At 41.1% G+C, this 11814-nt stretch carries 8 protein-coding genes and 1 pseudogene; 6 read left to right on the top strand and 3 right to left on the bottom strand.

Features of this window, described 5'->3' with window-relative positions; translation table 11 throughout:
- The first annotated feature begins 536 nt into the window (after nt 1-536).
- The 5 genes and pseudogenes from V7K73_RS18000 to V7K73_RS17980 all read left to right on the top strand — a co-directional run bounded on the left by V7K73_RS18000 (nt 537) and on the right by V7K73_RS17980 (nt 5862).
- Nucleotides 537-1520, top strand: coding sequence for a filamentous hemagglutinin N-terminal domain-containing protein (locus V7K73_RS18000; RefSeq protein WP_334881937.1), 984 nt, complete (start codon nt 537-539; stop codon nt 1518-1520).
- Nucleotides 1521-1680: 160 nt separating this feature from the next.
- Complete coding sequence (locus tag V7K73_RS17995) at nt 1681-2646, top strand: hypothetical protein (protein WP_334881936.1); 966 nt, start codon at nt 1681-1683, stop codon at nt 2644-2646.
- 67 nt (nt 2647-2713) lie between these two features.
- Nucleotides 2714-3613, top strand: a complete 900-nt coding sequence (locus V7K73_RS17990) for an S-layer family protein (RefSeq protein ID WP_334881935.1) — start codon at nt 2714-2716, stop codon at nt 3611-3613.
- A complete protein-coding gene (locus tag V7K73_RS17985) occupies nt 3579-5519 on the top strand; it encodes a tetratricopeptide repeat protein (protein WP_334881934.1) in 1941 nt (646 codons plus the stop codon). The genes V7K73_RS17990 and V7K73_RS17985 overlap by 35 nt, the downstream gene beginning before the upstream one ends.
- Nucleotides 5520-5523: 4 nt before the next feature.
- A pseudogene (locus V7K73_RS17980) lies at nt 5524-5862 on the top strand (element excision factor XisH family protein).
- An 84-nt stretch (nt 5863-5946) separates the two neighbouring features.
- Here the strand turns inward: V7K73_RS17980 and V7K73_RS17975 are convergent.
- Entirely contained in the window at nt 5947-8154 is a 2208-nt protein-coding gene (locus V7K73_RS17975) for an O-linked N-acetylglucosamine transferase, SPINDLY family protein (RefSeq protein ID WP_334881933.1), read from the bottom strand.
- 118 nt (nt 8155-8272) lie between these two features.
- The gene (locus V7K73_RS17970; RefSeq protein WP_334881932.1) at nt 8273-8830 is read right to left on the bottom strand and encodes a type IV pilin-like G/H family protein; all 558 of its coding nucleotides are present in this window, start codon (nt 8828-8830) and stop codon (nt 8273-8275) included.
- Nucleotides 8831-9291: 461 nt separating this feature from the next.
- On the opposite strand from V7K73_RS17970, the gene V7K73_RS17965 reads away from it, so the two are divergent.
- Complete coding sequence (locus V7K73_RS17965) at nt 9292-10557, top strand: flavin monoamine oxidase family protein (protein ID WP_334881931.1); 1266 nt, start codon at nt 9292-9294, stop codon at nt 10555-10557.
- A gap of 416 nt (nt 10558-10973) precedes the next feature.
- On the opposite strand, the gene V7K73_RS17960 is transcribed toward V7K73_RS17965, so the two are convergent.
- Nucleotides 10974-11609 (bottom strand): transaldolase family protein, encoded by a 636-nt coding sequence (locus V7K73_RS17960; protein WP_334881930.1) that lies wholly within the window; start codon nt 11607-11609, stop codon nt 10974-10976.
- Between the last annotated feature and the right edge of the window lie 205 nt (nt 11610-11814).

Genomic DNA, 11814 nt, shown 5'->3' with positions numbered 1-11814 from the left:
GGGAAGGGAGAGGCTGCCAACGGCAGCCTCTCCCTTCCCCATCGGAATGATTATCATTATTTTAGATGTATATTTTATTTTCTGGAAGTCCCTTATTCACCGGGGCAAACGCACGTAATTTGTGAAAGCCTTGCTGCATAAAAATATTGATCAAAAAATCGCCTCAACAAGCAAACGTTCAAACCCTTGCTATTAAAGGATTCTTATACTTTAGATCCGTTTGCCCTGGTTTATTTACTTGATTCAGCAGTGCAAATTTGGTAATATTCTCTCTTGTGCATAAGTTGATTGTCCTGATACTTACAGAACTTACGCATTGACAAGAAACTGACTATGTGCATTCAAGCCTCTCTTCTATTTTAGATGTTCGAGGATAAAATCACGAGCTACTTCAACAGATAAATGTCTACGGCATTGCCTGTTTTTTTCTTTTTTCTTTACGCACTTTTAGTCTATTTTGTCAATGCGTAAGTCCTAACACTTATACTCAAGATTTCGGCTGACAAGCTAAATTTCCTTTTATATAGGAGAGTGCAATGTCTTTTAGAACTGCGCGTTTGGACTGGTTACAAGGTCTAGGAATTGCCATTGTCAGTGCGATCGCCTTATATGCAAATATCTCAGTTGCCCAAATCACCCCAGATGGCACTCTCCCAAATAATTCCAACGTCAGATTAGAAGGTAATACCTTCAACATCACAGGAGGAAGTCAAGCAGGAAGTAATCTGTTCCACAGCTTTAAAGATTTTTCTGTGACTACTGGCTCTACAGCATTTTTTAACAATGCTGCAAACATTCAAAACATTATTAGCCGAGTCACAGGAAAGTCTATCTCTAATATTGATGGTTTAATCAAAGCCAACGGGCCAGCTAACCTGTTCCTAATTAATCCCAATGGTATTATCTTTGGTGAGAATGCCCGGTTAGATATTGGCGGCTCATTTTTTGCCACATCTGCCAATAGTATGAAATTTGCTGATGGATTTGAATTTAGTGCCAAAAATCCTCAGTCTGCACCCTTATTAACTATTAGCGTGCCTGTTGGTTTGCAATTTGGGGCGAATTCTAGTTTTATTAAAGTACAGGGTAATCGTCAGGGAAAAAGAGATTTTGATTCTCCCATCATTGATACACAAGATGCGTTGCGGGTGCAACCCGGTCAAACTTTAGCGTTAGTCGGTGGAGATATTAGTTTAACAGGGGCAACGCTGAAAACTGCTGGCGGACGGATAGAATTAGGCTCTGTCGCAGGAAATGGTTTAGTTAGTCTCACGGCTACTAATAAAGGTTTTGCCTTGGGTTATGATGGTGTGCAAAATTTTGGGAATATTCAATTATCCCAACAAGCGATCGCCGATGCTAGTGGAGAAGGTTCTGGTGATATTAATATCAAAACTGGCATATTGTCAGTGAGTGGGGATAGTAGACTGTATGCTACAACTAACGGGCAAGGTAGTGCAGGTAGTATTAAGATTAATGCCTCCAATGCTGTGAGCTTCGAGGGGGGGGGGAGCCTTTAGCTGGGTAAATAGCGGCGCTAAGGGTGATGGTGGCAATATCAGCATTGACACAGGCATACTTTCTGTTACAGACGGTGCCCAACTGTTAACCACAACTTACGGGAAAGGAAATGCGGGTAGCATAACGATTAATGCTGCTGATACAGTTTTTTTAACAGGATTGAGAGACAAAACCCAACTAACTATCGGTAGCGATGTTAATGGAAACAGTACTGGCAATGGAAATGACATTACAATCAAGGCAAATTCTATTATTCTTGATAATGAGGCGATTGTCGCTGCAAGTATCCTCAATGGAAAGGGAAAGGATGGAAATCCCGCTCAAGCTGGGAATGTGACTTTGGAAGCGAGGGACCAAGTTTCCTTGAAAAACAACACTGGCGTTTTTAGTGAAGTGGGTCAATATTCATTTGGGAATGGTGGAATTATCAAGATAAAATCGCCGGAAGTATCTTTAGACAATAACGTATCTTTAATTACCCGAATTCAAGAGACTGGTAAGGATAAGGCAGGCGATATTAATATCGAAACTGGTAGATTGTCAGCGAGTAGGGATAGTGGACTGGATGCTACAAGTAGCGGGCAAGGTAGTGCAGGTAGTATTAAGATTAATGCCTCCAATGCTGTGACCTTCCAGGGGGGGGGAGCCAATACCTGGGTAAATAGCGACGCTAAGGGTGATGGTGGCAACATCAGCATTGATACAGGCATACTTTCTGTTAAAGACGGTGCCCAAGTGTTAACCAGAACTTCCGGTGAAGGAAATGCGGGTAGCGTAAACATTAATGCTACTGGTACAGTTTTTTTATCAGGATTTATAGGTAATGCCGACCCAACTATCGGTAGCGATGTTAATGGAAACGGTACTGGCAATGGAAATGACATTACAATCAAGGCAAATTCTATTATTCTTGATAATGAGGCGATTGTCGCTGCAAGTATCCTCAATGGAAAGGGAAAGGATGGAAATCCCGCTCAAGCTGGGAATGTGACTTTGGAAGCGACGGACCAAGTTTCCTTGAAAAACAAGGCTCGCGTTTATAGTGAAGTGGGTTCAAATTCATTCGGGAATGGTGGAAGTATCAACATAATATATAATATCGCCGGAAGTATTTTTAGACAATAGTGGACTCTATGCTACAACTAGGGGGCAAGGTAGTGCAGGTAGTATTAAGATTAACGCCGATAGAGAGTTGCTTCTTAATAAAGATGGAGCGCAAATAACTGTTAGCAGTACAAGTAAGAGTAAAGCAGGCAATTTAAAAGTAGATGCTAACTCTATCCGTCTTGACAACGGCGCAAAAATAAGCGCTGACACTACCGGAGGGGGTGGAAATATCATTCTCAACTCGCCTCTAATATTATTACGTCGAGGTAGCAGTATAACCACTAACGCCAAGGGTAATGATATCACTGGTGGCGATATTACCATTGATGCCAAAAATGGCTTTATCATCGCCGTCAATAGTGAAAATAGCGACATTAGTGCAAATTCCGCTAACGCCCGTGGCGGGAATGTCGCCATCAATAATGCTGCTGGTATCTTTGGCATCCAGTCTAGAAAAGAGCCTTCCCCAAACAGTGATATTACCGCCACAGGAGCAACGCCTGATTTAAGCGGCAAAGTGCAAATCAACATAGTTGATGTAGACCCCACTCGCGGCTTAATCGAACTCCCTACTAATCTCGTTGATGTCTCGCAGCAAATTTCCACCGCCTGCACACCTGGAACTCCGCAATTCCAAAATACATTTGTGGCAACAGGACGCGGCGGACTACCTATCAATCCCACTGAACCATTACAAGATTCAAGTACTGTGTCTGCGTGGGTGAAATTAAGGCCAGAACCAGAAAACTTGGCAAACACAACAACTCAACCACAACCAACAGCAGTTTCAACTGTTCCTAAAATTGCTGCTACAATTCCAATTGTGGAAGCTTCTGGCTGGGTAGTTGATAGCAATGGAAACATAGAACTAGTAGCACTTCCTCGACTCAACCCCCACAGCCCTTGGCAAACACCTGCTGACTGTCCTGTATCTCAGGGAGGTGTGAAATATGGCAAAACTTCAGCTGCCAAAGCGAGTCGTTAGATTTGCGGTAACTCCCCTAGTTCTATTTACCCTTGCTGTTTTCCTGAATATTATCCCTAGTACCTTTGCTAAACAAATCCAGACAAGTTCACCAAACGGGTTTCACATCCAAACCAATAAACCCCCAGCCACAACACCACAGCAACTTCTTGAGCAAGGAGAAGCACTTTATCAAACTGGACGCTTTACTGAAGCGGTAACTATTCTACAACAAGCTGTCCGTAGCTATCAACTAGAAAGCAATAACCTTGCACAAGCCGCAGCCCTGACTAACCTTTGTCTTGTATACCAGCAACTCGGTTTCTGGAAAGAAGCTTATGCAACTATTGACAATAGCTTAAATTTACTTGGCTGGGATAAGATAAATCAAAAGTTAAATGTCAGCAATCCCAAGTCTGAATTGTTAGAAATTCTTGCACAAACTCTAAATACTCAGGGCGAATTGCAACTAGCAGACGGACAAAGTGACGCATCTTTTCAAACATCACAACAAGCAGAGCAAATCTGGAAGAAATTAGCTGACAATGCTGGAGTAACGCGCAGCCGGATTAACCAAGCACAAGCCTTACGAGTTGCTGGTTTTTACCGCCGTAGCTTAGATATATTGAAGGAAGTATCCCAACAATTAAGTTCCCAACCTGACTCAGTTGTAAAAGTAACAGCTTTGCGATCGCTTGGCAATGTCTTACAACAATTAGGCGAACTTGAGTCGTCCCAGACAAACTTACAACAAAGCTTAGAAATTGCTCAACGTCTACAACTGCCTCTAGAAGTTAGTTTGACGGAATTTAGCCTCGGTAACACTGCTAGGTCGTTAAGTAATATTAAAGAGGCGATCGCTCATTATGAAAATGCTGCCAAAATTGCACCAAACCCTCTGGTCAAAGTTCAAGCCCTGATTAATCAGCTGAGTTTGCTGGTCGAAAACGAACGCATCACTGAAGCAAAGTCATTAATACCCATAATCCAATCTCAAATCCCAAATCTGCCTACCAATCAAGCTGGTATTTATGCACGGATCAATTTTGCTCAGACTTTGACCACAATTGGTAATAAAAAATACATTGCAGAGATTATAGCAAGTAGCGTTCAGCAAGCCAAAATAATCGGCGATGAACGTGCCGAATCCTATGCACTGGGCAGTTTGGGAGAAGTTTACGAGCAGAACCAACAATTGCAAGAAGCACAAGATTTGACGCAACAAGCATTATTTATGGCTCAAAAAATTGATGCCTCAGATATAGCTTATCGCCTTGAGTGGCAGTTAGGACGCTTACTCAAAGCACAGGGAAATATCCCAGCCGCCATATCTGCTTACGATACTGCTGTAACAACTCTTCAATCTCTTCGCAGAGATTTAGTTGGGGTTAATCGAGACGTGCAGTTCAATTTTCGCGATCGCATAGAACCCCTTTATCGGCAGTCTGTAGAGTTGATTTTACAAGAGATTGGACAAGGAAAACCAGATTTAGATAAAGCACGTCAGCGAATGGAAGCTTTGCAAGTTGCAGAACTCGACAATTTTTTCCGAGAAGCTTGCTTGAACAACCAATTTGTGGTATTAGACAAACTAGTAGACCGCGACAACCCGAATACTGCTATTTTCTACCCGATTATCCTAGATAACTATTTAGAAATTATTATCAAACTCCCCAATCAAACATTGATACATAAAACTTCTAAAGTCAACCGTCAGCAAGTAGAGCAAGTTATTACAAAAATCCGAGAGACAATAGTCGAACCCGATGCTAATCAGAAATTTAAAACAGCTTCTCAACAGCTTTATAATTGGTTAATCAAACCAGTTGAAACAGACCTCAAAAATAGTAAAGTTAATACTTTAGTCTTTATTCCAGATGGGTTGCTGCGTTGCTATCGTCATCATAAAGGTGAACGTAGCATTTAGTTAAATTAATCATCACGATCTATACGAATTGCGTATAGGTGGAGTTGAAATGTATATAGAGATTGGGGCGGAACAGATTATTGCTGCCCAAAGGGGAAATGATAAAATTGCGGTTGAGGTGAAAAGTTTTATTAGTCCCTCAAGGATTTCTGATTTTCATTTAGCGCATGGATAGTTTTTAGATTATCGCTATGCTTTAGAAGATGAAGATCCAGAGCGAATTTTATATTTAGCAGTACCTCGTTTTGTTTATCAAATCTTTTTTAACTTAGCTTTTATTAATACCGAACTGATAGCGAGAGTTGCGATCGCCTTTGGCACTACCCCGAATGGCGATCGCTAAACCTAATAAAACTCGTTACGACTAACGAACCCCTTCTTTTAGGACTTTAGCCCTAAAAGAAGGGCTGAAGTCCTCACTACTAACTTATTTTTTCTCAATATACCTTTGCCACATTTGCTGGTAAGCCTTCTCCATTTCACGGGTAAACTGCTTACCATTCCACAGTCGTGCTGTTTGTCGAGATGCTTTCAACTTCAAAGCCACCTGCTGGCGTAAAGCTTCATCTTTCCCCAAACGCACACCCCACTCTACATACTCTTCATCAGTCCACGCAATCCCTTCTGTGATCCCAGCATTCATCATCATGGTGTAGCTATTTCGGGCGGCAAATTGCTGTCCAACTTTGCTTACTAAGGGAATACCCATCCAAAGTGTTTCTAAGGTTGTCGTCGCCCCGTTATAAGGATAAGTATCTAATACAACATCAGCAATAGCTAAATTTGCTCTGTGGACAGACTCAGAAGGATCTAAGTCTAAAAATCGTAGCCGTGAATACTCTACACCCTCTTCTTCTGCTAACTGCATAAAAAATTTCTGCACAGCTTCAGAGTCTGCTACCCCTTTAATTAAAAAATAGCTATTAGGAACTTCCTTAATAATTCTCATTTGCAGCCGTGCTGTATCAGGATGGCGCTTAAATCCTCTTTGAGCGCTCAGAAAAACTACAGCATTACTAGGAATATCTAGAGAGTCCCGTCGTAAAGTTGGTACACCGATTTCAAAACCATCCACGGCTATATAAGTTTGAGGTAACCGCCAAATTTTTTCTGTATAGTACTCCTGAGCAGATTCGGGCAAAACATAAGGATCAGCAATAAAATAATCAACTGCTGGTATTCCCGAAGCATCCCAACCCAACCAGCTTACTTGCACAGGTGCAGGTTTAAGTGCCATTATTTCACAAGTAACATCTAGAGTAATACTATCCAAATCGATTAAGATATCAATTTCATCTTGGTAGATTTTTTCAGCAATATCATCACTATAAATTCCCCCTAGATAAGCTTGATTAAATTGCTGGACATACCATTGCTGCAACCAATCATCTACTTGTTTATAATTTATAAAATAGCCATAAATATCAAACTGTTCACGAGTATGGTGTTGAATTAGCCACCTAGCTAACCAGCCAACTGAATGCCTAGATAAACAATGAGATAAATAGCCAATCTTTATTTGCTTATTTCTATTATGTGAACTACGTTTTTTATATCGCTGAACTTTTTCAGTAGCATATTCTTGCACATTAAGCTGACAAAGTTGTGCCACTTGATTCTGAATCTGTCTATTTTTATGCGGATTGTCTTGTAAGTAAGGTGCATAATAGTTGGCATTAAATAGACGCAATATTCTAGCTGATTCAAGATTTATAGGTTGTTCTTCTATTAAAGATTTTAGTAAAAATTCCTGCTCTAAAAAAACTCTACACGCTTCGTCCCAATAAGCAGGAGCTTCCATTAATCCTCGCTGTATTAGGTGTTTAGCAAAGACTTGATCGGTTAATTTTTTTGAAAGTGAGTAGCATAATTTAGCAATTTCTATTCCTTGAGAATAATTGTAATCTTTTAGATAAAAACTAGCGAGATGGCGCAGAAGTTCTGTATTTTCAGGTTCCAGCCGTAAACATAGCTCAACCAGTAATATTGCTACTTTAGGTTGCTGCATAGAATGGGCAATTTTAACTGCGGCTGGTAGCAAAATATTAATGAAAGATTGAGGCTCACTAACATGGGTTAGACAAGATTCTGCAAACTCTATAACAGAGGGATGCAAAGGGTCATTATCGATGATACTCCCCAATACTTGCAACAATAACTCAATATCTATAATTGCTTCTGACTGAATTAACTCAATTACCTCTAGAGAAGTTAATTCATCACCAGTAAAAGTTTTTAGCTTGATAGATAGCTGAATCAAAGACAGAAGATTATTCACATATATAGGAGAAATTTCTCGTATATGTTGGCGAATTGCCCAAGCAACAGAATAATCTGCCAGTGTCTCTCTGCGTTCGGCTTCGGTTTGCAGAACCTTTATTAATTCTACAGTCGATTGCTCAAGTTGCGCTTCTCCTTCTTCCATAGCCAGCAGCCAAGTCATTTGCGCTTCTGCTTCTTGTCCCTGCAATAGCAACATTAATCCTAAGTTCCAGTAGTGAGATTTCACTTCTGGTTCTGTTTCGATAGCTTGTTCATAGCAGCTAGCAGCTTCAGTATACTTACCTTTGATAAAATATTGCTGGGCTTGCTGCTCTGATGGGGTGATGTTAGTCGGAATTTGCAAAGAAGTCATAGTCAAGAATTTTTAGGATAGTACTAGTACTATTCCCAAATTTGAGAACAAAATTAAAGTGGGTAGCCTAAACTACCCACTTTTATAAAGCTTGCAATTAGATATAGAACTCAAGTTCTTACTTAGAAATCAACTCTGAATAGGCGGCGTTACATTGTGGTAGCACTGGAGTGCCTGATGAAGCTGCACCTGCGTAGCCAAAAGTTGCTACTTGACTAGTTTGGTCACCAACAGTATTAGACTGGCATAACACGGCTAGAGTAGTTGCTTCACTGGTAGATGCTACTGATGATTTAATAACAACACCCTGGTAAGATTTGAGCACCGACTTCAGAGATATACCATTGTTGGCAACCATAGTAGTACCGCCATTAATAGCGTATGCATAATTCTCAGTTTGGGTTCTAATACCAAGTCCTAACTGATCCATTGTACTAGTGAATGCAGCATTTTCCAAAAAGTATGCTTGTTGAGCGCGGTTCATGGAACCAGTATACTGTTTAGCTTCTGACTGCTTACCTTTGTTAGCTTGGTTCAAGAAAGAAGGTAGTGCGATCGCAGACAAAATACCGATAATAATAATTACTACTAGTAATTCAATAAGTGTGAAACCTTCGTTTTCCTTCTTTTTGCCGATGATGTGTTGGAGAAACTTTGCTTTTAGTTCGGTTTTCATAAGTGTTTTCCCTGGTGCAGGATGTGATTGTGTGTTCTAGATATAACTTACCCACTCGTATTTAGTTTCATATCACCCCACCGAAAAAATTTTTTTCAACTGATTCAACTGGATTTTTATTTATATTGCGATCGCGCTAGCTTCTAGGCTATCTTCCTTATATATAAAGGGTTTTATCAGTTTCAGACCCTCCAAATTTGGTATGTTCACTTAAAAAAAACTATATATTGAAGCCATCTGGGGAAATAAAATTGATACTGGTTGCGGGTTACTAAAGATCACTTAACCCTTTTTCCAACTTCCGAAGACTCTATGGGAGAGTTGACAGCGATCGCGTCACCTAAATACTTTTGAATGGCTGAATGGGTGAATGCGTGACTTCCGCCTTACGGTACTAGCTATTTAAAACTTGCTTGAAGACAATTGATTTAGTTTGGGCGAAGGTATATAGCAAGATAGTGATGGCTAGCAAACGAGTAATTGTAATTGGTGCTGGATTGGCAGGGCTGACGGCTGCTTATGAACTGGTTCGGGCTGGGTTTGATGTGCAAGTGTTTGAAGCCCGCGAACGAGTTGGAGGACGAGTCCAAACGGTCTTTTTGGGAGCAGAACAGCATGGCGAATTGGGTGCAGAGTTTGTCGATGATAACCATACAGCATTGATATCTTATGCCACTCAATTCAATCTCAAGCTTGAGCCTGCCTTTGAGTTTCCAGATGACCTCTGCTATGACATTGATGGTAATTTTTTTACTCAAAAAACGCTCTTGTCTCAACAGCAAGATTCTTTAAATGATGTATATCAGAAGTTAGACCAATTATTTGAACAGCTTGCCGATCCTGCCCAAACATTAGCCCAGTGGCTGACTGCAAACTCGATTGATCCCTTTGCCTGCAAAATTGTTCGTCAGCAATCCTATGGAATGTATGCTGCCGATCCGGAGGCAATTGGAGTTGGCTTCTTTGCTTACAGCGCTACTTCCGGCGATCGCAATTTGCGAATTCGAGGTGGTAGTATTGAACTTGCAACCGCATTTGCTCGTTTTTTAGGCGATCGCATCCATATAAACACCCCCGTTGTGCGGATTCAGCAGCAAGAACAAACTGTTGCTGTGAGTATAAAAACTCTTCAGGGGCAGGTTGAAGTATTTAGCGATTGGATTGTTGTGACGATTCCCTGGAGTGTCTTGCGCCATTTATCTATTGAAGTTCCGCTTACACAGGCACAACGAGAGGCGATAGCCTACTTGCCTTATGGAGTATCGGTTAAGACCTTGCTTCAGTACTCCAATCGTTTTTGGCAGCAATCCAATTTTGGGCTGCTTGTGGAAGACAGACCTTATCAAACTATCTGGGAATCTACCCTAACTCAGATAGGTGAAGCGGGAATTCTTGCTTGTACGAGCAGTGGGACACCTAGCCGAAATATTTCTGGACACTCCGTTGAGTTTGCACAACAAACAGTATCCGCGCTTTACCAAAATGCTCCGAAAGCGATCGCAACTGCAACTCATGACTGGGCTGCTGACCCTTGGTCACAGGGATCTTACTGCTACTTTGCTCCTAGAGACTTGAAAAGCTGGCGCTCTGATTTACCGTATTCTGCTTTCCGAGTCATTTTTGCCGGAGAACATACTGCTCCCATTGAATATTGTGGCTATATGGAGGGAGCTATTCGCAGTGGACAACGAGCAACAGAGCAAATTTTAACTTTCGCTATTACATGAAATGCAGATTTTCTCCACTTTTTTATAGTTGATTCAAATAATTCGTAATTCGTAATTCGTAAATTTTGTTTTGTAATGAAGAGTGCTGTTGTGGGGATGGTTTCCGACTTGCATTACAACGTGGGATTTAACCCCAATCGCATTACTTACCGGTTTTAGAACCTATGCAACTTAAACCCACGGAACTAGTTAAAATAATTCGTAATTCGTAATTCGTAATTCGTAATAGAGCCTCCGGCACGCTTTGTGCGTTCGTAAATTTTGTTTTGTAATGGGGATGCTTTGGTAATCAACTACTGCGGCTGAAAAATACAGCAGCTATAACTATCAAACCTAAAAGTGCTAGAGGAACCCAAAGATTAGGAATATCTGACAAACTCATATTTAATTACGAATTACGAATTACGAATTACGAATTATCTTAAGCCGATGCCTCCTTTAGCGAATTCTTCAACAGTTTTTTGTGAGAATTCGTGAGTTGCGATCGCTTGCAACATTGCCAATGGTAAAGTCAAATGATCCGCCCCGGCTTGCAATGAGGCGGCTGCTTCTTCTGGAGATTTGATACTAGCTGCCAAGATTTCTGTATCACTGCCTTTGAGTACGCTAGCCATATCCCGCACCAAAGCAATACCATCACCTAACAACCGCGTAGCACGATTTACATAAGCTATGGCAATTTTAGCTCCTGCTTCTCGTGCTACTGCTGCCTGTGCTGCACTGTAAATTGCTGTCACCGAACAGGTAATTTCTGGTGATAGACTCGCCACCACTTCAAAACCTAATGGTGTTGCGGGAATCTTTAAAATGGTTTTTGAACCAATAATCTCGAAAGCTTTTCTACCTTCAGCTAGCATCCCGGCTTGATCAGATGCCACAAGTTGATAGTATAACGGACCATTTGTCAAGGCAACCAAATTTTTGAGCGTGGTTTCTGGTGGGGTATCGCTTTGAGATAACAGGGTGGGATTTGTGGTAATGCCTTTCACCCATCCCCAAAGTTTCACAACTTCAGCTTCAGATGCGATCGCTGAGTCTAGATAAATTGCCATAATTTCTCCCGATTAATTCCCCGATCTTAATATGCAATAATCTAGAAGCGAGTATTTATCTTAGTGTGATTGGGCTAATGTGTACAAATATCAATCACGTCTAGCCAGTTTTGACACTCCCTGCTCTAGAAGAGACAGGGATTCTTAAGAGATTTTCACCCTTAACGGCGCTGCCAAAGCGCTCCTACCCAGTCCGAACCGAAGT

This window comes from Nostoc sp., from assembly GCF_036916975.1.
In the GTDB taxonomy this organism is placed as follows: domain Bacteria; phylum Cyanobacteriota; class Cyanobacteriia; order Cyanobacteriales; family Nostocaceae; genus Nostoc.
This window is presented reverse-complemented; position numbering and strand designations above follow the sequence as displayed.